This window comes from Sphingomonas sp. (assembly GCF_019746665.1).
Classification (GTDB): Bacteria; Pseudomonadota; Alphaproteobacteria; order Sphingomonadales; family Sphingomonadaceae; genus Sphingomonas.
The window spans coordinates 1-21,248 of sequence record NZ_JAIERS010000012.1 but is presented as its reverse complement, the minus strand read 5'-3'; the positions used below and the strand labels follow the sequence as shown (position 1 = coordinate 21,248).

At 67.9% G+C, this 21,248-nt stretch carries 17 protein-coding genes and 1 pseudogene; 12 read left to right on the top strand and 6 right to left on the bottom strand.

Annotated elements, in window-relative coordinates; genetic code table 11:
- Window positions 1-51: 51 nt before the first annotated feature.
- Entirely contained in the window at window positions 52-2,292 is a 2,241-nt protein-coding gene (parC, locus tag K2X73_RS08425) for a DNA topoisomerase IV subunit A (protein ID WP_294109931.1), read from the bottom strand.
- A gap of 34 nt (window positions 2,293-2,326) precedes the next feature.
- A complete protein-coding gene (locus tag K2X73_RS08420; protein WP_294109929.1) occupies window positions 2,327-3,235 on the bottom strand; it encodes a LysR substrate-binding domain-containing protein in 909 nt (302 codons plus the stop codon).
- A gap of 321 nt (window positions 3,236-3,556) precedes the next feature.
- On the opposite strand from K2X73_RS08420, the gene K2X73_RS08415 reads away from it, so the two are divergent.
- The 7 genes and pseudogenes from K2X73_RS08415 to K2X73_RS08385 form a co-directional block, all read left to right on the top strand.
- Window positions 3,557-4,372 carry a hypothetical protein gene (locus K2X73_RS08415; RefSeq protein WP_294109927.1) on the top strand — a complete coding sequence of 272 codons (816 nt, stop codon included), beginning with the start codon at window positions 3,557-3,559 and terminating at the stop codon, window positions 4,370-4,372.
- Between the two features lie 38 nt (window positions 4,373-4,410).
- On the top strand, window positions 4,411-5,283 hold the full coding sequence (locus tag K2X73_RS08410; RefSeq protein WP_294109925.1) for an alpha/beta hydrolase: 873 nt from the start codon (window positions 4,411-4,413) through the stop codon (window positions 5,281-5,283).
- Entirely contained in the window at window positions 5,280-6,488 is a 1,209-nt protein-coding gene (locus K2X73_RS08405) for an aminotransferase class V-fold PLP-dependent enzyme (protein ID WP_294109923.1), read from the top strand. The genes K2X73_RS08410 and K2X73_RS08405 overlap by 4 nt, the downstream gene beginning before the upstream one ends.
- A gap of 104 nt (window positions 6,489-6,592) precedes the next feature.
- Window positions 6,593-7,372 (top strand): phosphoribosylaminoimidazolesuccinocarboxamide synthase, encoded by a 780-nt coding sequence (purC, locus tag K2X73_RS08400; RefSeq protein ID WP_294109920.1) that lies wholly within the window; start codon window positions 6,593-6,595, stop codon window positions 7,370-7,372.
- Between the two features lie 38 nt (window positions 7,373-7,410).
- A complete protein-coding gene (purS, locus tag K2X73_RS08395; protein WP_294109918.1) occupies window positions 7,411-7,641 on the top strand; it encodes a phosphoribosylformylglycinamidine synthase subunit PurS in 231 nt (76 codons plus the stop codon).
- Window positions 7,638-8,306: a phosphoribosylformylglycinamidine synthase subunit PurQ gene (gene purQ / locus K2X73_RS08390; protein WP_294109916.1), complete on the top strand. Its 669-nt coding sequence runs from the start codon at window positions 7,638-7,640 to the stop codon at window positions 8,304-8,306. The genes purS and purQ overlap by 4 nt, the downstream gene beginning before the upstream one ends.
- Before the next feature lie 69 nt (window positions 8,307-8,375).
- Window positions 8,376-8,837: pseudogene (locus K2X73_RS08385) on the top strand (LysR substrate-binding domain-containing protein); the annotation flags it as partial.
- A gap of 255 nt (window positions 8,838-9,092) precedes the next feature.
- On the opposite strand, the gene K2X73_RS08380 reads toward K2X73_RS08385, so the two are convergent.
- A complete protein-coding gene (locus K2X73_RS08380) occupies window positions 9,093-9,734 on the bottom strand; it encodes a TetR/AcrR family transcriptional regulator (protein ID WP_294109915.1) in 642 nt (213 codons plus the stop codon).
- Window positions 9,735-9,900: 166 nt separating this feature from the next.
- On the opposite strand from K2X73_RS08380, the gene K2X73_RS08375 reads away from it, so the two are divergent.
- The 4 genes from K2X73_RS08375 to K2X73_RS08360 all read left to right on the top strand — a co-directional run bounded on the left by K2X73_RS08375 (window position 9,901) and on the right by K2X73_RS08360 (window position 14,337).
- Complete coding sequence (locus K2X73_RS08375) at window positions 9,901-11,733, top strand: acyl-CoA dehydrogenase C-terminal domain-containing protein (protein WP_294109913.1); 1,833 nt, start codon at window positions 9,901-9,903, stop codon at window positions 11,731-11,733.
- Between the two features lie 43 nt (window positions 11,734-11,776).
- Window positions 11,777-12,547 carry an SDR family oxidoreductase gene (locus K2X73_RS08370; protein WP_294109911.1) on the top strand — a complete coding sequence of 257 codons (771 nt, stop codon included), beginning with the start codon at window positions 11,777-11,779 and terminating at the stop codon, window positions 12,545-12,547.
- 43 nt (window positions 12,548-12,590) lie between these two features.
- Entirely contained in the window at window positions 12,591-13,376 is a 786-nt protein-coding gene (locus K2X73_RS08365; protein WP_294109909.1) for a crotonase/enoyl-CoA hydratase family protein, read from the top strand.
- Window positions 13,377-13,443: 67 nt separating this feature from the next.
- The gene (locus K2X73_RS08360; protein WP_294109907.1) at window positions 13,444-14,337 is read left to right on the top strand and encodes a haloalkane dehalogenase; all 894 of its coding nucleotides are present in this window, start codon (window positions 13,444-13,446) and stop codon (window positions 14,335-14,337) included.
- A gap of 131 nt (window positions 14,338-14,468) precedes the next feature.
- On the opposite strand, the gene K2X73_RS08355 is transcribed toward K2X73_RS08360, so the two are convergent.
- The 3 genes from K2X73_RS08355 to K2X73_RS08345 are packed head-to-tail and all read right to left on the bottom strand — an operon-like array spanning window position 14,469 to window position 19,794.
- Complete coding sequence (locus tag K2X73_RS08355) at window positions 14,469-15,878, bottom strand: HlyD family type I secretion periplasmic adaptor subunit (protein WP_294109905.1); 1,410 nt, start codon at window positions 15,876-15,878, stop codon at window positions 14,469-14,471.
- Window positions 15,875-18,112 carry a peptidase domain-containing ABC transporter gene (locus K2X73_RS08350; protein WP_294109903.1) on the bottom strand — a complete coding sequence of 746 codons (2,238 nt, stop codon included), beginning with the start codon at window positions 18,110-18,112 and terminating at the stop codon, window positions 15,875-15,877. Before K2X73_RS08350 ends, K2X73_RS08355 begins: the two co-directional genes overlap by 4 nt.
- Window positions 18,109-19,794 carry an ABC transporter transmembrane domain-containing protein gene (locus tag K2X73_RS08345; protein ID WP_294109902.1) on the bottom strand — a complete coding sequence of 562 codons (1,686 nt, stop codon included), beginning with the start codon at window positions 19,792-19,794 and terminating at the stop codon, window positions 18,109-18,111. Before K2X73_RS08345 ends, K2X73_RS08350 begins: the two co-directional genes overlap by 4 nt.
- A 291-nt stretch (window positions 19,795-20,085) precedes the next feature.
- Here K2X73_RS08345 and K2X73_RS08340 point away from each other — a divergent pair.
- Window positions 20,086-21,248 (top strand): cadherin repeat domain-containing protein (locus K2X73_RS08340; RefSeq protein WP_294109900.1); only part of this gene is annotated, 1,163 nt, incomplete at its 3' end.

Below are 21,248 nucleotides of genomic sequence, written 5' to 3'. Positions count from 1 at the left end.
CTCAAAGGATTAAGACGCTGTGAACCGCGCCCTTGGGGAAAATGCGGGGGGTCAGCGCGCCCCGAAGCTATTGTCGCGCGGGAAGCCGGTGGGCGGCATCCGCCCCGCCGCGCCGCGCGCCGCGCGCCAGGCGTTCATGTCCGCCTCGGTCCGGGTCCGCCCGGTTTCGCCCCCCATCGCCCAGCTGAGCCCGGCGGCGTAGGTGAAGCTCGTCACGTCCGACAGCCCGCCATCGCGATAGCGTTGCAGCTGCACCCCCTGCCCGCGTGTCATCTCCGGCAGTTCGGCGAGCGGGAAGACGAGCAGCTTGCGGTTGTCGCCGATCACGCCAACATAATCATGCGCGGGGCCGATCGGGTGGACGCGGCGCAGCTTGGCGCCGGGGCGCGGGGTGACGACCGTCTTGCCCTTGCGCGTCTCCGCCACCAGTTCTCGCGCGAGGGCGATGAAGCCGCGCCCGTCGCTCGCCGCCAGCAGCAGCCGCTCGGCCTGGCTCACCGGCAACAGCGCGACGATGCCGGTGTCGCTCTCCAGGTCGATCATCAGTCGCACCGGCTCGCCAAAGCCGCGCCCGCCGGGCAGCTTGTCGGCGGCGAGCGTGTAGAAGCGCCCGGTCTCGGCGGCGAGCAGCAGCTTGTCGGTGGTCTGCGCGTGGAAGGCGAAGCCGGGGCCGTCGCCCTCCTTGAACTTCAGCGCTTCGGCCGAGGCGAGATCGATATGCCCCTTCATCGCGCGCACCCAGCCGCGCTGCGAGAGGATGACGGTGATCGGCTCGCGCTCGATCATCGCCTCCAGCGGGATTTCGCGGACCGGCCCCGCCTCGCTGATCTCGGTCCGGCGCTTGCCGAGCGCGGTTTCGGGGCCATAGCGATCGCGAATCACCGCCATGTCCGCCTTCAGCCGCGCGCGCTGCAACGCCTCGCTCGCCAGCAGCTCCTCGAGCCCCTGGCGCTCGGCGACGAGCGTGTCGCGCTCGCCGCGCAGCTCCATCTCCTCCAGCTTGCGCAAGGATCGCAGCCGCATGTTCAGGATCGCCTCGGCCTGGCGATCGGTGAGGGAGAACTCGGCGATCATCACCGACTTGGGTTCATCCTCGGTGCGGATGATCTCGATCACGCGGTCGAGGTTCAGATAAGCGACGAGATAGCCGTCGAGCAGCTCCACCCGGTCGGCGATCTTGCCAAGCCGGTGGCGGGTGCGGCGTTCGAGCACGACGAACTGGTGCGCCACCCAGGCCTGGAGCGCGGCCTTCAGGCTCATCACGCGCGGCGTGCGCTGCGCATCGAGCACGTTGAGGTTGAGCGGAACCTTCACTTCCAGATCGGAGAGGCGGAACAGGCTCTCCATCAGCGTGTCGGCATCGACCGTGCGGGCGCGCGGTTCGAGGACGATGCGGATTTCGGCGTCGGATTCGTCGTTCACGTCCGCCAGGATCGGCAGCTTCTTGTCGTTGACGATCGTCGCCAGCGCCTCGATCAGCTTGCCCTTCTGGACCCCATAGGGGATTTCGGTGACGATCGCCGCCCAGGTGCCCCGGCCGTGATCCTCGACGTGCCACTTGGCCCGCACCCGGAACGCGCCGCGCCCGGTGGCGTAGGTCTCGGCGATGGCCGCGGCGCTATCGACCACGCGCCCGCCGGTCGGGAAATCGGGCCCCTGGACGAAGGCGAGCACGTCCGCCTCGGGATCATCGACCAGCGCGATCGCGGCGTTGAGCAGTTCGGCGGCGTTGTGCGGCGGGATGCTGGTCGCCATGCCGACCGCGATGCCGCTCGCGCCGTTCGCCAGCAGATTGGGGAACATGCCCGGGAACAGTTCGGGCTCCTGCTCCTCGCCATTATAGGTCGGGCGGAAATCGGTGGCGTCGTCGTCGAGCCCCGCCATCAGGTCGATCGCGACCTGGGTCAGCCGGCACTCAGTATAGCGATAGGCGGCGGCGCCATCGCCGTCGATGTTGCCGAAATTGCCCTGCCCGTCGACGAGCGGATAGCGCAGCGCGAAATCCTGCGCCAAGCGCACCATCGCGTCATAGACGCTCGCATCGCCATGCGGGTGGTATTTGCCGATCACGTCGCCGACGACGCGCGCGCACTTCTTATAGCCCTGCGCCGGATCGAGCCGCAGCGCGCGCATCGCCCAGAGCAGGCGGCGATGCACCGGCTTCAACCCATCGCGCACATCGGGCAGCGAGCGCGCGGTGATCGTCGAGAGCGCATAGACGAGATAGCGTTCGGATAGCGCGGTATCGAAAGGCGTATCCTGGATCGGGGTCGGCAGCGTATCGGTGGTCATTGCGTGTCGCCGTAGCAGGGCGGCACGCGCCGCGCTATCCTGGGGCGAATACGCCGAAGGGATCGTCGCAGGCCGCGATCTCCGCCGCGAGCCAGGCGCGCAACGCGCGCACCTTGCCGCTGCGTGCGCGTTCGGGCGGGCAGCACAGCCAATAGGAATCAGGCGCATAAGCGACCTTGGCGAACGGCGCGACCAGCTGGCCGGCGGCGATCTGCGGTCCCCAAAGGCCGACGTTGAGGATCGCGACCCCTTCTCCCGCCAGCGCCGCCGATCCTTCGAGCAATTGCGATTCGAAGCTCATCCGCCCGGCTTGCGGCGCCGGTGGGCCGCCGCCCGCGGCCTCCGCCCAAAAATCCCACCAGCAATCATCGGGCGACAGCCGGGGCAGCGCCATGACATCGTCGGGCGTCGTGACGCGGGGATGGCGTTGGAGCAGCGCCGGGCTCGCAAGCGGCATCAGGCCGGTGCGCATCAGGCGCCGCGCCTCCAGCCCCGGTGGCGGCTGGCGCGCGACGCGGATCGCCACATCCGCCTCGCCACGGCCGAGATCGAGCATCGCGTCGCTCATCAGCAGCCGCACGGCGAGTTCGGGATGGCGCTGCTGGAAACGCGACACGCGCGGCGCGAGCCAGTTGGTCGCGAAGCTGATGCTCGCGGTGATCACCAGCCGCGCGGCATCGTCGCGCGCGGCGGCGAAAGCGGCGTCGAGCGCATCGAACGCGGCGCTGATCCGCGGCGCGATCTGCTCGCCGAGCGGCGTCAGCGCCACCGAGCGACCGTTGCGGGTGAACAGCGGCGCCCCCAGCCGCTCCTCCAGCAGCTTGATCTGGTAGCTGATGCCCGCCTGGCTGATGCCCAGTTCCTCGCCCGCGCGCGAAAAGTGGCGCAGCCGGGCGGCGGCTTCAAAGGCCCGAATGGCGGCGAGCGGCGGCAGCGAGCGCATCGCTATTCATAAGTGTGGCTTGTGTTGAAGGTCCAGCCTTTTGTTGGCGCCATCGCGTCTGGCGATGGCACAAGGCCGCCGACGATGTGGAGACCGGCCTTGAACAACGACTATGAAAGCGCCGCCTGGGCTGAGCATCATCGTGCCCTGAGCGCAGCTATTCACAAGACTGCCCTATCGCTCGTACGCTTGCTGCGGGGACGCGGGGAAACGCGGCACCGATCTGCCCTGCCCAAATAAGGCGAAAATGGGGCAAAAGCGCTTTCTCCTATTCAAACGATAGGATATACGCGCATCGCAACGATGAGCGGAGAGGATGCGATGCGTCGACTTCTGATGCTGGTGGCAATCGCCCTTGCGGGCTGTAACAAAGTGGAGAGCAATACCGCCGGCGAGGCGCTCGAGGATCGGGTCGCGATCGCCACGCCGGGGGTGAGGGCGGTCGCCGGGCGCAGCTTCAGCTATGATTACAGCTTCGCCGCCCCCGCCGCGCAGATCGCCGCCGCGCAGGAGCGCCATGCCCAGGCGTGCGAGGCGCTGGGGCCGGACCAATGCGTGGTGACCAGCATGACGCTCGACAACGGCAAGCCGCAGGCGCCCCGCGCCACGCTCGATCTGGCGATCGCCCCCCAGCTCGCGCGCGGCTTCGGCAGCAAGGCGAGCGCCACGCTCGGCCAGCTGGGCGGCAGGCTCCTTTCGGCGCGGATCGAGTCGGAGGATCAGCAGTCACGACTGACCGATCTGGCCGCCGCCCAGGAGAGCCAACGGGCGGAACTGGCGGAGATCGCGCGTCGCCTCGCCCAGCCCGGGCTGCCGGCCCGCGAGCGGGTCGAGCTGCAGCAACGCGCCCAGAATCTGCGCGCCAATGGCCGCGAGCAGGCGGTGGCAACGCGCTCGGCCCGCGCCCAGCTGGCGGTGACGCCGATGCATTTCGATTATCGCCCGCTCGCGACCGGGTGGTTCGATGGCGATAGCCCGCTCGCCAATGGCTATGCGATCGGGCGCGACAGCCTGAGCGCGCTGCTGGCACTGATGCTGCTCCTCGTCGCGGGCGGCTTGCCCTGGGTGTTGGTGGCGGCGGCGCTGTTCCTCGCCTGGCGGTGGGGCCGGCGGCGGCTCAACGCGGCATTGGCTTGAGCTTGGCAGGCGGCGCGGTGCTCGGCTACGGCACGGTCATGCGCCGCCTTGCCCTCGCCGCCGCCATGCTGCTTCTGGGCGGCATGGCCGATTGGAAACCGCTGACCTGGCCGGACCTGACGAGCCGTCCGCGCCCGGCGCCCCAGGCGACGATCGCCTATGGCCCGGCACCCGAGCAGAAGGTCGATGTCTGGGTTCCCGCCGGGCCGGGGCCGCACAAGACCGTGCTGATGGTTCATGGTGGCTGCTGGCAGACGAGCATCGCCGATCGCAGCCTGATGAACTGGCTTGCGGAGGATTTGCGCGGGCGCGGCTATGCGGTGTGGAACGTCGATTATCGTGGAATCGATCGCGCGGGCGGCGGCTATCCCGGCACCTTCGCCGATGTCGCCGCCGCCGCCGACGCGCTGAGGGCCAACGCGGCGCGGTTCAAGCTGGATACGCGGCGCATCGTCGCGGTCGGCCATTCGGCGGGCGGGCATCTCGCGCTGTGGCTCGCCGGGCGCGGCAAGCTGCCCGCCGACAGCCCGCTGCGGAGCGCGAGCCCGCTGCCGATCGCGGCGGTGGTGAGCCTGGGTGGCCTGCCCGATCTGGAAGCCGTCGCGGCGAGCCCCGACAATGGCTGCGGCACCGAAGTCGTCGGCAAGCTGGTCGGCGAGCGACCCAATGCCTTCGCCGATACCTCGGTCCCGCGCCTGCTCCCGCTCGGCGCCGAACAGTGGATCGTCGCGGGGGAGAATGACCGGATCATCCCGATGCGGCTGAACCTGGGCTATTTTGAAGCGGCGCGGGCGGCGGGCGATCCGGTCGCGCTGGTGCGGGTGCCGCAGACCGGCCATGTCGAACTGATCGCGCCCGAAAGCACCGCCTGGAAGCAGAGCGTCACCCTGATCGCGCGGAGTTTCGAGTGACGCTGGACGAGGCGCGCGCGCTTGACGCGGCCGATCCGCTCGCGCCTTTTCGCGCGCGCTTCGCATTGCCCGAAGGCGTGATCTATCTCGACGGCAACTCACTCGGCCCCCTGCCCCACGACGCTCGTGCGGCGGTGGCCGAGCTGACCGAGCGGCAATGGGGTGAACGCCTGAACCGCGGCTGGAATGAAGGCTGGATCGACGCGCCAACCCGCATCGGCGACAAGATCGCCCGGTTGATCGGCGCCGCGCCCGGCGAGGTGATCGCGTGCGATTCGACCTCGGTGAACCTTTACAAGCTGATCGTCGCCGCGCTGCGCGCGCGGCCCGGCGTGTTGCTGAGCGAGGCCGGGAACTTCCCGACCGATCTCCACATCGCCGAGGGCGCGGTGGCGGCGGTGCCGGGCGCGGCACTGCGCGTCGTCGAGCGCGACCAGCTCGCCGGGGCGCTCGATGAAAGCGTGTCGCTGCTGCTGCTCACCCATGTCCATTACAAGACCGCCGCGCGATTCGATCTCGCCGCCTGGACCGCGCAAGCTCACGCGGTCGGGGCGCGCGTGCTTTGGGATTTGAGCCACAGCATCGGCGCGGTGCCGATCGACCTGAACGCGGCGGGCGCCGATCTCGCGGTCGGTTGCGGCTATAAATTTCTGAACGGTGGCCCGGGCGCGCCGGCCTGGCTGTTCGTCGCCGGGCGCCATCAGGCCGCGCTCCACAATCCGCTCTCGGGGTGGATGGGCCATGCCGCGCCGTTCGACTTCACCGATGGCTACGCCCCCGCCCCCGGCATCCGCCGCTGGCTGGCCGGCACCCCGCCGATCATCGGCCTCGCCGCGCTCGAAGCGGGAGTCGAGCTGATGCTCGAAGCCGATCCCGCGCTGCTCGCCGCCAAGAGCGCGCGGCTGTTCGATCAACTCGCCGCCACCGCCGATGGCCTGGGGCTGGAAGTCGTCTCGCCGCGCGATCCGGCACGGCGCGGCAGCCATATCGCGCTCCGCCACGCCCACGCCCATGAACTGTGCCAGGCGCTGATCGAGCGCGGCGTGATCGGCGATTTCCGCACGCCCGACATTCTGCGGCTGGGCCTGACCCCGCTCTATCTGTCGCACGAAGACGTGGCGCGCGCGGGCATGATTTTGGCCGAGGTGATCGCTCGGGGCGCCTGGGCGGAGCCGCGCTTCGCCACCCGTCGCGCGGTGACCTGAAGCCTGACCGCCGTTGCGCGGGGGCTGGAACCGCGCTATATACGAGCCCCTTAGCCCCGGCCCCGCGCTCCCTGCGGCCGGGGCGTTGCATTTCAGGAACAGCCATGGCCCGGCGCCGCCAGATTTACGAAGGCAAAGCGAAGATCCTCTATGAGGGGCCCGAACCCGGCACGCTGATCCAGTATTTCAAGGACGACGCGACCGCCTTCAACGCGCAGAAAAAGGGCACGATCAACGGCAAGGGCGTGCTCAACAACCGGATTTCGGGGCATGTCTTCACCCTGCTCGCGATGATCGGGGTGCCGACGCACTTCATTCGCCGGCTCAACATGCGCGAACAGCTGATCCGCCAGGTGGAAATCATCCCGATCGAGGTGGTGGTGCGCAACGTCGCCGCCGGCTCGCTGTCGAAGCGGCTCGGGATCGAGGAGGGCACCCCGCTGCCCCGCACGATCATCGAATATTATTACAAGGACGACGCGCTCGGCGATCCAATGATCACCGAGGAACATATCGCCTGCTTCGGCTGGGCCAGCCAGGAAGAGATGCACGACATCGCCGATCTGGCGATCCGGGTGAATGATTTCCTCTCCGGCCTGTTCGGCGGCGTCGGCATCCGGCTGATCGACTTCAAGCTCGAATTTGGCCGCATCTGGGACAATGACTATAGCCGCATCATCCTGGCGGACGAGATCAGCCCCGATGGCTGCCGCTTGTGGGACATGGCGACCGGCGAAAAGCTCGACAAGGATCGCTTCCGGCGCGATCTGGGGGGCGAGATGGAGGCCTATCAGGAGGTCGCGCGCCGTTTGGGCCTGCTCCCCGAGGGCGCGGACAACACCGTGCTCGACCTGGAAACCCACCGCAAGCAGCGCGGCAAGTAAGGTTGCGCGGCGGCGCGGCGCACGGCATAGCGCGCGCCATGAAACTGCGCATCATCGTCAGCCTGAAACCCGGCGTGCTCGATCCCCAGGGCCGCGCGATCCACAAGGCGTTGGACGGCCTGGGCTTCGCCGGCGTGGCCGATGTCCGCGCCGGCAAGGTGTTCGAGCTCGAGGTCGCCGACGATACCAGCGATGACCAGATCGACGCGATGTGCCGCCAGCTGCTCGCCAACACCGTGATCGAGAATTACCGGGTCGAGCGGGCGTGAAAACCGCGGTCATCGTCTTCCCGGGCTCCAATTGCGATCGCGACATGGCGGTCGCGCTCCAGGCGGTGACGGGCACGAAGCCGGCGATGGTGTGGCATGGCGACACCGAATTGCCCGAAGGCCTCGGCCTGATCGCCCTGCCCGGCGGCTTCTCCTACGGGGACTATCTGCGCTGCGGCGCGATCGCGGCGCGATCGGCGATCGTGCCGGCGATCGTCGCGGCGGCGGAGCGCGGCGTGCCGGTGCTGGGGGTGTGCAACGGTTTCCAGGTGCTCACCGAAATCGGCCTGCTCCACGGCGCGCTGATGCGCAACGCGGGCCTGAACTTCGTCTGCCGCGACGTGGCGCTCACCGTGGAGAATGCGCAAAGCCTGTTCACCAGCCGTTGCCGCGCAGGCGAGCGCATCGTGATCCCGGTCGCGCATCATGACGGCAATTACTTCGCCGATGCCGAGACGCTCGACCGGCTGGAGGGCGAAGGCCGCGTCGCGCTGCGCTATGCCGAGCAGGTCAACGGGTCGGCGCGCGACATCGCGGGCGTGCTCAACGCGCGCGGCAATGTGCTCGGCATGATGCCGCACCCCGAGCGCCGGATCGAGCCCGCGCATGGCGGCACCGACGGGCGGCGATTGCTCGAAGGCGTGCTGGCGGCGGTAAACGCCTGAGCCGCTGGCGCGGACCAGGAGCCACGGCAACCCGTAGAACGGTGTGCGGCAGCCGCCGCCCCCAAACATATCGCGCGGCCCGCGCCAGCGCGGATCGCCACGACCGAAATCGTCGCGAACTGGATTGTGTTGCCGTATCTCGCCCGCCCTACTCACCCGCCGAGGCTCGCGATCGACGCCGCGCCCGCCGAGCGCGACCTGCTCGACGGCGAGGTGACGCTCGCCGTCCGCTTCAGGCGGCCAGTCAAGGGTCCGTATCGGATCAGCAAGCTCGGCGCTATTCGGATGGCGCTTTACGCCGCCCGCAACGCCGATGCGGAAGGACTTGGCTTTATCGGCTGGACAGACGCGTTCGAGAATATCGGCCTGTCGCGCTGGCTGCGCGCCAGCTTCGGCGACGCGCCACCCACGCTCGCGCTGACGACGATCGAAGCGCACCGCGCGGCGGCTCTCGCCGGGCTGGGGATCGCCGGCCTGCCGCTGTTCGTCGCGGACAGGGGCTGCACCAACGGGCGCGAGATCAGCTTCATCGACCTCGATTACGCGACGCTGCCGCGGACGATCGCCGACCATTCGCCGACCGGCGAACTGCCCGTCCTCAAGCTCGACGGCGTCGTCCACACCGCCAAGACGGTTGCGATCGCCGAGTATCTCGACAACGTCACCGGGCTTGGCCTGCTGCCTGGTGATGCCGTGATGCGCCACAAGGTGCGCGAGCGCGAGCAGAGGGCGGGCGCGTTGCTCGACACGATGCGCCTGACCTTTCGGCGCGATGCCCAATGGGGTTTACATCAGGGTCTTTCCTGTCGCTTCGGGCGTCGGCTCGGTCGGCCGGTCGGGCTCGATTTGCCCGTCGAGCGTAAGGATCACGTTGCGCGCCGCGAGCAGGATCTGGTCGGCCTTCGGGTCGCCGGCGAAGACGCGCGACAGGATGATCGCGCCGACCATCGTCGACCAAGCGCCCATCGCGAAGTCCCGCGCGCGCGCCGGATCGTCCGAGGCTGACGTACTGGCGGCGGCCATGCTCTCGAAATAGCGATCCAACTTGGCCATCATGATCTTGCGGGTCAGCGCCCCGCTGCGCGCGACCTCGCCCGACAGCGACGATACCGCGCAGCCGGCGGCGGGGCCATCGCGGTGCGCGCGGCTGAGATAGCCGTTGACGATCGATTTCACCGTGCGCTTGCCGCCGCTGCGATTGCCCGCGGCCGAGGCTGCCTCGCCATCCTGCAAGGCACGCTCCAGCGCCGCCGCGATCAGCGCGTCGCGCGATGCGAAATGGACGTAGAAGGCGCCGTGGGTCAGCCCGGCCTGCTTCATCAGATCGGCGATGCTGATCGCGTCGATGCCGCGCTCGCGGATGATCTGCCCGGCGATGCTCAGAATGCGCTCCCGGCTCTGCGCCTTTTCCGCCCGTGAATGACCCATGCCCGTTCCTCAATTCCTTCGGCTTGACTCTCTGCATGATGCTTATCATGCTGTTGCAAGCACGGTCACCAATAGCGAGTTTGACGATAAAAAGCGAACGACACGCCCCAGCGAGCATGGCGAAGATCATGCAGATGGGGTGATGGTCAAGGCGGGAGAGAAGACGATGGCTCGATCGAGCGGCATCCCGGTGGATGAGTTCATGTTCCTGCTGCACGATGTGCTGCGCATCGATCGGCGCGGCGATCTGCCGGGCTTCGCCGATCTCACCCCCGATCTCACTCGGCCGATCGTGGAAGCGATGGCGGAGTTCGCCAGCGGCGTGCTCGAACCGCTCAACGCCGTCGGCGATCGTCATGGCTGCACCCTGGAAAACGGCGTGGTGCGGACGCCGCCGGGCTTTGGCGATGCCTATCACGCTTATTGCGGCGCGGGGTGGAACCGCCTCACCGTCAGCGCGGCGCTCGGCGGCGAGGGCTTGCCCGGGGTGATCGGCACCGCGGTGAACGAGATTGCTTCCTGCGCCAATGCCGCGCTGCTCCTCTATCCCGGCCTCACCCGCGGCGCGATGCACAGCATCGCCCGCGCCGGGTCCGATTGGATGCGCGCGCATATCGTTCCCCAGATGGTCCGGGGCACCTGGACCGGCACGATGTGCCTCACCGAACCCGCCTGCGGCACTGATCTGCGGCTGATGGCGACGCGGGCCACGCCGCTGCCCGACGGCCGCTTCAGCATCGACGGCACCAAGATCTTCATCTCGGGCGGCGACCATGATCTGACCGACAATGTCATCCATCTGGTGCTCGCCAAGCTGCCCGACGCCGATGGTCGCTATGTCGATGATCTGGCGACGGTGGCACTGTTCCTGGTCCCCAAGATGGAATTGGACGACGAGGGCCGGCTGACCGGGCGTCGCAACGGCATCTCGGTCGGCGGGCTCGAGGCCAAGATGGGCCTGAAGGGCAGCGCGACGACCGTGCTCAACTTCGATGGCGCGATCGGGTGGAAGCTCGGCAGCACCAAGGCCGATGCCCCGGCGGCGTCGAAGTCGAGCGGGATGAGCGCGATGTTCGACATGATGAACGGCGCGCGGCTTGGCACCGGGGTCCAGGCGATCGCGACCGCCGCCGCCGCTTATGCCAAAAGCGCGAGTTACGCGAAGGAGCGGCTGTCGGGCCGGGCCGCCGATCCCGCCGCACGCGGAAGTGGCCGTGCCGATCCGATCATCGTCCATCCCGACGTGCGCAGGATGCTGCTGAAGCAGGCGGCCTTTCTGGAAGGGGCGCGGGCGCTTGCGCTGTGGGTATCGCTGCTGCTCGACGAACAGGCGCTCAGCCCCGACGCCGATCGCCGCGCGACCGCCGGCGCGCTCGCCTCGCTGATGACGCCGGTGGTGAAGGCTTACTGCAGCGACAAAGCGTTCGAAGCCTCCAATCTCGCCGTCCAGGTCTTTGGCGGCCACGGCTATATCCGCGACAATGGCGTCGAGCAGCAGGTCCGCGACGGACGCATCTTCCAGCTTTACGAGGGCGCCAACGGCATTCAGGCGCTTGATCTCGTCACCCGCAAACTGCCCGCGCAAGGCGGGCGCGGCGTCGCGAGCTTCATCGAGGAGATCGAAGCGCTGCTCGGCGCGATGGCGGCGCACGAGACGCTGCGCCACCAAAGCGCGGCACTCGCCACCGGGTTCGCCGGGTTGCGGCAGGCGCTCGCGCTGCTGGCGGCGGCGGGCGAGGATCGGAACGCGATCGGCGCGATCGCCAGCGACGTCCTCGCGATCTTCGGCATCGTCGCGATCGGCTTCATGTGGGGGCGGATCGGGGTGGCGGCGCTCGAAGCGCTCGCCCGGCAGGACGGCGATCCGGCGTTCCTGGAGCGCAAGATCACCATCGGCAATTTCTGGGCACTGCGCGAAATGCCGCAGATCGACACTCACCTCGCCGCCGCGCGCACCGGCGCCGCGCCGCTGATGGCGCTCGCCGCCGCCGATTTCTGACCGCCCGTCTCCAGGCCACCTCCTTGCAGGAAGGACTTTGATCGTGACCGACCCCACCAAACTGTTCGATCTTACCGGCAAGACCGCGCTCATCACCGGCGGCTCGCGCGGGCTCGGCGTCCAGATCGCCGAGGCGCTCGGCGATTTCGGCGCGCGGCTGGTGATCTCGTCACGCAAGGAAGCCGATCTGGCGGAGGCGCAGGCGCATCTCCAGGGCCGGGGAATCGACGTATCCTATGTGGTGGCCGACAATAGCCGCGAGGAGGCGATCTTCGCGCTCGCCGACAGCGCGATCGACCGGCTGGGCAAGGTGGACATTCTCGTCAACAATGCCGGAGCGAGCTGGGGCGCGCCGACCGAGGACCACCCCATCGATGCGTTCGACAAGATCATGAATCTCAACATCCGCGCGCTGTTCATCCTGTCGCAGCGGATCGCCAAGCTGTCGATGATCCCCAACCGCTATGGCCGGATCATCAACATGGCCTCGATCGCGGGGCTGCGCGGGGCCGATGGGCTGATCGCCTACAATACCAGCAAGGGCGCGGTCATCAATTTCACCCGCGCGCTGGCGGCATCCTGGGGCCGATACGGCATCACCGCCAATGCCATCGCGCCCGGCATGTTCCCCTCGCGCATGACCAAGGGCACGTTCGAGAAACTGGGTGTCGAGCATTTCGCCAAGGCCGCGCCGCTTGGCCGCATCGGCGACGATCAGGATCTGAAGGGCACCGTGCTGCTGTTCGCCAGCGACGCCGGCAAGCACATCACCGGGCAGACGCTGGCGGTCGATGGCGGCGTCACCTCGGTGTGACACCCCCCTGCCCCTACCACCGACAACAAGGAGAGAGACGGCCATGACCGAGCAAAGCGCCGCGCAGGTACGCCACGAGCGCCACGATCACATTCTGAAGATCATCATCGACAATCCCGCCAAGAAGAACGCCTTCATTCCCGAGATGATGGAGCAGCTCGCCGCCGCGCTGACGCTGCTCGACCAGGACGATGCGCTGTGGGCGGGCGTGCTGTGCGCCGAGGGCGAGCATTTCACCGCCGGGCTCGACATGCCCAAATTCTTCGGTCCCGGCGCCACCGCCAAGCCGCTCGCCGAGGGGCAGATCGATCCGTTCGGGCTGAAGAACCAGTGCCGCAAGCCGATCGTGACGGCGGTGCAAGGCATCTGCTTCACCATCGGCATCGAACTGGCGCTGGCGGGAGACATCGTCGTCGCCGCCGATGACAGCCGCTTCTGCCAGATGGAATCGAAGCGCGGCATCGCGCCCTTGGGCGGCGCGCATTTCCGCTACATCACCCGCGCCGGCTGGGGGAATGCCATGTACCACCTGTTCCTGTGCGACGAGTTCGGCGCGCAGGAGGCCTATCGGATCGGGCTGGTGCAGGAAGTGGTGCCGGCCGGTACGCAGGTGGAGCGCGCGATGACGCTGGCGCGGACGATCGTCGCCAACGCGCCGCTCGGCATCCAGGTGACCAAGGAGGCGGGACGCAAATATATCGAGGGTGGCGAGCAGGCGGCGATCGCGGCGGTGGCGACCGTGCGCGACCGGGTGATGGGCAGCGCCGATGCGGCCGAGGGGATCATGTCGTTCATGCAGCGCCGCCCCGCCGTGTTCCAGGGCCGCTAGCGCGGGTCGCGATTGAAGCGTACGCTACAGCCGTGCGCGCGTTAATCGGATCATGGAGATCATCGCGATGACCATCCCCCTGTCAGAACAACCCTTCGCCGCCAAGCGGACCCGAGACGTGCTGGGCCGCCAGATGGCCTATATCGACGAGGGGAGCGGCCGCTCGGTCGTCTTCCAGCACGGCAACCCGACTTCCAGCTATCTGTGGCGCAACATCATGCGCGGCTGCGAGGGGCTTGGGCGGCTCGTCGCGTGCGACCTGATCGGCATGGGCGATTCCGAAAAGATCTCCGGCGAAGGCGACGCCCGCTACAGCTGGGACGTGCATTATGCCCATCTGAGCGCGCTGTGGGATCAACTCGATCTGGGCGACGATATCCTGCTCGTCATCCATGACTGGGGTTCCTCGCTCGGCCTGCAATGGGCGATGGATCATGCCGACCGGGTGAGCGGGATCGTCTATATGGAGGCGATCGTCACGCCGATGACCTGGACGCACTGGCCCGAAAACGCCCGGGCGATCTTCGAAGGGTTCCGCTCGCCGGCGGGGGAAAAGCTGATCTTCGAGAAGAACCTGTTCATCGAGGGCGTGTTGCGCGGATCGGTGATGCGCGAGCTGAGCGCGGCCGAGATGGACGAATATCGCCGTCCGTTCGTGGCCGGCGGCGAGGATCGCCGGCCGATGCTCGCCTGGCCACGCCAGATCCCGCTCGACGGCGAGCCGCGCGAAATCGTCGAAAAAGCGCGCCGCTACGGCGAATTTCACCGCACCAGCCCGACGCCGAAGCTGTTCATCAACGCCGATCCGGGCTCGATCCTGGTCGGCCCCGCGCGCGATTATTGCCGGAGCTGGGCCAATCAGCGCGAAGTCACCGTGCCCGGCCTGCATTTTCTGCAGGAGGACAGCGCGGCGGAGATCGCGGCCGCCATCCGAAGCTTCGCGGCCTCGCTCGAAAGCTGAGCGGCGCCCCGCGGCGGCGGGGCGCGACTCGGCGAATGCCGCGCTGTCTAGCCGAGCGGATCGGGCTTCAGCACGTCCCCTTGTATTCGCACGCCGAGGGGGCGTGGTTTAAAAGCGTCCTACGCTAATCTTCAGCGTTCGTGAAACGCGCCATCCAGCGCGCGCGAAACCGGCTTGAACAGATATTCGGTCAGCGTCTTCGAGCCTGTCTTGATGTCGGCGACCACCGTCATGCCCGGCTTCAGAACGAAATTCTGCTGCCTGGCGCCGACATAGTTGTGCATCAGCCGCAACCGTGCCTTGAAATAGCTATTGCCCTTGTCATCGACGAACGACGATGCCGACACGTAATCGACCACACCGTTCACCCCACCGTTGCGCGCGAAATCATAGGTCGCGACCTTGACGACCGCTTTGCTGCCAACGCGGACATGGCCGATCTCGGCCGGGGACACGCGCACCATCGCGACCATCGGCCCGCTTTGCGGCACTACCTCGGCGATCACGCCGCCGGGGGCGATCACCTGGCGCAGGCTGATCGCGGTCAGACCCTTGACGACACCCGCCATCGGCGCGCGGACCACCAGCCGCTGTGCCTGGCTTTCCAGCCGCTTCACTTCCTGATCGGCCTGGGCGAGCTGCCCGGCGACCGAGGCATAATCGTTGAGCGCATCGGCCCGCAGCCGCTGGTCGATCTCGCGCCCGTTGCGCTGTGCCTCCAGCACCGAACTTTCGGAGCGGCGGCGATCGCCGATCGTTTCCGCCAGGCTACCTTCAAGCCGGGTCAATTCGCGTTCCTGCGCCAGATAGGCGAGCGAAGAGATCAACCCGCGATCGACGAGCGGCTTGCGCGCGGCCATCTCGCGTTTCAGCAGCTCGATCTGGCGGCGCAGTCCTTCTTCCCGGCCGCGCAACGCTTCCACCTCATGGCGCTTTTCGGTCGCCTGCGACGCCGCGACGGCGAGCTGCGCCGCACGGCTTTCCCGCTGCGCCGAGAGCACGACCGCCTCGCCCGCCGCCAGATCGGCGGCCGGGGTGCCCGATGCGGCGCGGCGGCGCCCGGTGCTGAACGCAAGCAGGCGATCGGACTGGAGCGCCAGCGCATCGCGGCGCGCCTTCGCCCGCTGCAGGTCGGCCAGCACGGCCGCGCCATCCAGCGTGACGATCGGATCGCCCTTTTTCACCTCGGCACCGTCGGTCGCGTCGATCCGGTCGATGATGCCGCCTTCCAGATGCTGCACGGGTTGCACCTGCAGACGCGGCAGCACCTCGCCAGGCGCCGAGACCAGCTCATCGAGCGGGACCAGCGACGCCCAGGCGGCGAACGCCATGATCGTGACCGACACCAGCCACACCACCCGGCTCGAGGCGCGGGGCGGCGGCAGTTCGGCGAGCGCGATCGAGCGCGGCAACAGCTGTTGGCTGCGCGTCATATCGGCACCCTCGCCGCGAAAGACATTGGCGACGCGGCTGAGCGTCGTCATGCCGCTCAATGGCCGCGCGGTCGCATGGGCGTCGGAAAAGTCGACCGGAGCATTCATGCTGCCGCTCCCTGCTGCATCCGTCGGGCCATGTATTCGGGCATGATGGTCTCCGGGGTTCCCAGGCCGGTAACCTGGCCCTGTTCGAGAACGAGGATCTGATCGGCGAGCGCCATGTGGCTCGGCCGGTGCGTCACCAGCATGATCGTGGTCTTTCCCTTCAGCCTGAGCAGCATCCGCTCGAACGCCTGGCTAGCCTCGGCATCGAGCAGCTGCGCCGATTCATCGAGCAGCAGGAGCCGCGATTGCTTCACCAGCGCCCGCGCGATCGCCAGCCCCTGGCGCAAGCCGGCGCTGAACCGCTCGCGCGAATGATCGTCGACATGGGTGTCGAAACCTTCGGGCAGCGCGCGGATAGCGTCGAGAATACCGATTGTCGCGCAGGCCTGCTCCACTTCCTCGAGCGTGGCGATCGGGTTCCCCAGGCGCAGATTCTGGAGGATCGAGCCGTGAAACAGCTCGGCATTCTGGGGTACGTAGCCAATCGCCCGCCGCATCGCGACCGCGTCGGACTGGCGAATGTCGACCCCGTCGATGAAGATGCCGCCCGCCTGGGGCCGGTGCAACGCCAGGATCAGCGACAGCAAGGTCGATTTGCCCGAGCTGTTGCCGCCAGTGATCGCGACGAAGGAGCCGGGCGGCACCTTGAAGCTCACCCCCAGCAACGCCGGATCGGCGGCGGCGCTGTAGCGGAAGCTCACGCGATCGAAGCGCACTTCGCCGACGATGTTGCGTTGGATGCGGCCCGTCCGCCGGCGCGTTTCGGTCGGCAGGCGCATCAGGTGGTTGAGCTGCTTGGCGGAAAGCTTGGCCTGTTCCAGCCGCAACAGCGCCAGGAACAGGCTGTGAATCGGCGAGATCAGCCGCCACACCAGCGTCATCGTCGCGATCATGCCGCCGAGCGACATATCGCCGTCGATCACGCGGAGCGCCGACCAGGCGATCACGCTCGCCCCCGCCGCCATCGTGATCGCCTGGGTAACCGTTTGCAGTTGCTGGCTGAGCTGGGTGACGCGGAAATGCGAATAGGCGAGGTTGCCCGAAAGTTCGTCGAAGCGCTTCTTCCAAAGCGCCTCGACCGAAAGCTGCTTCACCGTCGCCATGTTGTTGAGCATGTCGATCAGGAAGGAATGGCGCTTGGCACGCGCGACCGACGACCGCCGCAGCGCGCGCCGCAGCGCCGGCTCGATCAACAGGCCGGCCAAGCCATAGAGCGCGATCATCACCACCGGCACCCAGACGACCGGGCCGGCGATGAACCAGATCACGCCCACGAACAGCAAAATGAACGGCAGCTCCAGCGCCACGCTCGCCATCGGGCCGGTGAACAGATCGCGGATGCTGTCGAACTCGCGCAGCCGCGACATCTGGCCGCTGACCGGCGCGCCGTCGATCGCGGCGGTCGGCAGTTCGATCAGCTGGCGGAAGGTCGCGGTGGCGACCAGCGTTTCCACCCGGGCGCCCACATGCGCGACGATCCGCGCGCGCACCTGATGCAGCACCGCGTCGGCCAGCACGAACACGCCCATGCCCAGCGCCAGGAACAGCAGGGTGCCGCCGTTCCGGGTGGGGATAACCTTGTCGTAAACTGCCATCATGAAGAACGAGGCGCTGATCGCGATGCAGTTGGTGAACAGCGAAATCGCCAGCAATTGCCGGAACGAGGGCGCAAACCGGCCGAACAGCCGCGCCGTCCAGCTACGGGAATGGGGCTGCTCGTCCTTGGTTCGATCGTCGACGCGGCGGACAACGGTATGGAGCACCCCGTCCAGGTCGCGCGGGGCGACCTCGCGCTCAAGCTGGCCTGCGCCGTCCCAAATGCGCCAGCCGGTCTCGGTTTCGCCCAACACCACCAGCGGCTCGCCCCCGCGCGTCACCAGCAGCGCCGGCATCAGCCGGGGGTCGACGGCGCCGCGCCGCACCTTGGTGCTACGACAGACAAATCCCAGCGTCGCCAGGACGTTGAGCAAATCGGTCAGCGACAGTGATTTGGCGAAGTAGGGTAGAGCCTCCGCCAAATCCCGGGGATGGCTGCGCCAGCCGAGCGCGCTGAGCCACGGGACCAAACACGCCGCGAACGGCCCGTGCGAGCCCAGATCGGCGCCGGTGCCGCCGCATAGCGTTTCCGCCAGCCGGTGCGGCGCCGCGGTGAGCAGCGCCTCGGCGCCCAGCCGCTCGCTCAGCTGTTGCTGCAACGCGCGCGCGTCGATGGGCTCGGCCGCGTTCTGGCTCATCCCCGCCCTCCGGCGGGAACGCCGGCGGCCGGCTGGATCCGCCGCTCCCGGATCTCGAAATGGCGATCGGCGATCGCGAGCAGCGAGGGACGGAAGCTGACGATGACGATGCCGCAGTCCTGCTTGTAAGAGGCCAGCAGTTCACGGACCAGCTTGTCCCCATGTTGATCGAGCGACATGTTGGCTTCGTCGAACAGGATCAGCTCGGGCTGGCCGACCAGCGCGCGCACCATGCCGATGCGCTGGATCACCCCGCTCGGCAGGATATGCGAGCGCCCGTCGCCGACCTGCATCTCATAGCCATCCGCCAGCGCCGCGAAGAAGCGGTCGAGCCCAAGCCGGGCCGCGAGCTCGAGCGCCTGATCGAGATTGGCGTCGACGTCGAAGCGGGTGAGGTTGTCGAGCACCGTGCCCTGCAACAACATGCAGTGCTGCGGGATGACGGCAATCCGCCGGCGCAGCGACTGGTGATCGAAGTCATCGATTGGGCGGTCGTTGACGCGGATCTCGCCGACCCCCGCCGCCAGATCGCCCGCCAGCAAACGGATCAAGGTCGTCTTGCCGCTGCCGTTGGCGCCCGAGATCGAGATCGTTTCCCCGCGCTGGATTGACAGCGCGACGCCTTCGAACACCGGCGCCGCCGCGCCTTCATAGGCGAAGTGAACGTCGGCCACCGTCGCCGACTGGAAGTGATCAAGCGCGATCGCCGCCGCCGCGTTTTCGCGCGGCATCGCGACCACCTTCTCCAGGTTCTGCACGTTGATGCGCACCGACTGGAAGCGGTGCCACAGCCCCAGCGCGCGCAGCAGCGGCTGGACCGAACGGCCCGACAACATGGTAACCGCCGCGAGCGCGCCGACGCTCATCTGGTCGTTGATGACGAACCATGCCCCCGCCGCGCCAACCGCGATCGAGGTCGCCAGCGAGAAGCTCGCCGAATAGCTCTCGGCGAGGCTGCTGAGATAATTGACCCGCCATGCCGGCGTCGCGCAGCCCGCGATCAGGCGTTCGTAGCGGCGCTGCAGCGCCTGCTCCATCGCGAGCGCCTTCGCCGAATGGATCGAGGACAACACCTCGAAAATGAAGTTGTAGCGCCGATCGTCGAATTCCTTGCGCGACACCAGCGCCCGATGGAGCGCGTCGCCGGTCACCCAAGCCAGCGCGCCATAGATCGCGACCATCGCCAGCGGCACGAGCACCAACCAGCCGGCGATGTAGTACATCAACGCCATGAAAATGATGATGAAGATGCCATCGGCGAACAGGAACGCCAGCTGCTGGCTGTAGAAATCGCGTACCGGCTCAACGCTGTTCATCCGCGTCATGTGAACCCCGATCGGCTGCGCTTCCACCGCGCGCAGCGGCGCATCGAGCAGGCAGGCGACCAGGTGCGTGGAGGTCTTGTGATCGAAGCGCGCGCCGTTCCAGGCGATAATGATCGATCGCGCGATCCGCAGCGCCGCCTCGCACAACAACGCCGCCAGCAGCCCGATCACGATCATCGCGAGCGTTTCGACCGCGGCCCTGGGAATGATCCGGTCGAACAGCTGCAACATAGCGAGCGGCAAGGCGAGACCCAGAATGTTGAGCACCACCGCGGACAGCAGCAGGCCGCGCTTCCATATGCCCATCACAGCGGCGATATCGGCAAAGCTCCGCCACCCGCTCGTCGGCGGGGTCATTCCCGTCTCGGCGTGTGCTTCCGCTTGCACCGCAATCGCTCCCGTTATGGTCGACGGTCAGTGCCGCCACGGTGCGGGGCTATCGCGGAATGGTTAATGATCCGTCCAGCGTCGGCCCAAAGCGGGTCGGGCCGGCCCCGGCTGCTTCGTGGGCAAATTTTTAACGGCACCACCGCTATCGTTACGCGGATAGCGTGTTCGCGGCAGGGTCGGACGCGCGGAGCCCAGCCGCCGCCGGCATCGCGCCAGGCCGCGATGCGCCGGGCTCCATGACGGGAGGCGGCGACTGGCGTGAGCAGCCAAGACGGAAAGGACATCGCGACCGCGCGGCAGATGCTGGAAACCATCGCCGGCAAAACTTCCGACGGCGCAAATCGGCTGAACAACCGGCTCATCAACACCGCGCCGATCGCGGTGACCTCCTCGATCCTGCCCGACGTAACGCTGCTGCACCTTGGCACGCATAGCCTAGCCAGCTGGTCGTCCGCCGCTGGCGCGGTCACGTCCAGCAAAGCTTTCGCCCTGCGCCCGCCTGTCTCGGTGCTGGAGGGGCTTGCTCCGGGAACCGCGCTGGAAAATCCGCTGCCGCACAGCGCGTCGCCGGGGCGGGGCGTGGCTGCGCCGGTACTCGCGCCGATCGAGGTGGGCGCGCTGCTGCCCCGGGCTGCGCGGACGGGGTTCGCGGCGGTGACCGATACGCCGCCGATCGCGACCGCCGCGGCCCCGATCGCCAATCTAGCGATGGGCGCCGCGCGTTTGCCGATCGAAGCCTTTGGTGGCGGCGAGCACGGCCCCTCGGCCCCCGCCACGTCCGAAACCCCGGCGAACCACGCGCCGCTGATCGGCTCGAGCGATCAGGCGAGCGTCGTCGAGAATGCGGCCGGCATCGTCTATGTCGTGCGCGCGAGCGACCAGGACGCCGGCGCGATCATCACCTACAGCCTCTCGGGCGACGACGCCGACCTGTTCACGATCGACCCCGCGACCGGCGAGGTGCGGTTCAAGGCCGCCCCCGACTACGAGACCCCGCGCGACCGCGATGGCGACAACGTCTACAGCATCGTCGTCCATGCCAGCGACGGGAGCATCACCAGCAGCAAGCCGGTGACCATCGCGGTCACCAACCAGAATGAAGCCCCGGTGGTGACCTCGCCCGGACAAGCCAGCTTCACCGAGAACGGCGCTGGCGTCGTGTACACCGCGCAAGCCACCGACCCCGACGCGGGGACCACCCTCACCTACTCGCTAAGCGGTGACGACGCCGAGCTGTTCACCATCGACCCCACGACCGGCGAGGTGCGGTTCAAGGCGGCGCCGGACTACGAGACCCCGCGCGACCGGGATGGCGACAACGTCTACAGCATCGTCGTCCACGCGAGCGACGGCAGCATCACCAGCAGCAGGCCGGTGACCATCGCGGTCACCAACCAGAACGAAGCCCCGGTGGTGACCTC

What these genes read in the sequence shown, in the direction of transcription:
- parC (WP_294109931.1), bottom strand. Translation starts at nt 2,292, where the DNA reads ATGACCACCGATACGCTGCCGACCCCGATCCAGGATACGCCTTTCGAT.
- K2X73_RS08375 (WP_294109913.1), top strand. Translation starts at nt 9,901, where the DNA reads ATGGCTCGATCGAGCGGCATCCCGGTGGATGAGTTCATGTTCCTGCTG.
- K2X73_RS08415 (WP_294109927.1), top strand. Translation starts at nt 3,557, where the DNA reads ATGCGTCGACTTCTGATGCTGGTGGCAATCGCCCTTGCGGGCTGTAAC.
- K2X73_RS08360 (WP_294109907.1), top strand. Translation starts at nt 13,444, where the DNA reads ATGACCATCCCCCTGTCAGAACAACCCTTCGCCGCCAAGCGGACCCGA.
- K2X73_RS08350 (WP_294109903.1), bottom strand. Translation starts at nt 18,112, where the DNA reads ATGAGCCAGAACGCGGCCGAGCCCATCGACGCGCGCGCGTTGCAGCAA.
- purS (WP_294109918.1), top strand. Translation starts at nt 7,411, where the DNA reads ATGAAACTGCGCATCATCGTCAGCCTGAAACCCGGCGTGCTCGATCCC.
- K2X73_RS08410 (WP_294109925.1), top strand. Translation starts at nt 4,411, where the DNA reads ATGCGCCGCCTTGCCCTCGCCGCCGCCATGCTGCTTCTGGGCGGCATG.
- K2X73_RS08345 (WP_294109902.1), bottom strand. Translation starts at nt 19,794, where the DNA reads ATGACCCCGCCGACGAGCGGGTGGCGGAGCTTTGCCGATATCGCCGCT.
- K2X73_RS08420 (WP_294109929.1), bottom strand. Translation starts at nt 3,235, where the DNA reads ATGCGCTCGCTGCCGCCGCTCGCCGCCATTCGGGCCTTTGAAGCCGCC.
- purC (WP_294109920.1), top strand. Translation starts at nt 6,593, where the DNA reads ATGGCCCGGCGCCGCCAGATTTACGAAGGCAAAGCGAAGATCCTCTAT.
- K2X73_RS08365 (WP_294109909.1), top strand. Translation starts at nt 12,591, where the DNA reads ATGACCGAGCAAAGCGCCGCGCAGGTACGCCACGAGCGCCACGATCAC.
- K2X73_RS08380 (WP_294109915.1), bottom strand. Translation starts at nt 9,734, where the DNA reads ATGGGTCATTCACGGGCGGAAAAGGCGCAGAGCCGGGAGCGCATTCTG.
- K2X73_RS08355 (WP_294109905.1), bottom strand. Translation starts at nt 15,878, where the DNA reads ATGAATGCTCCGGTCGACTTTTCCGACGCCCATGCGACCGCGCGGCCA.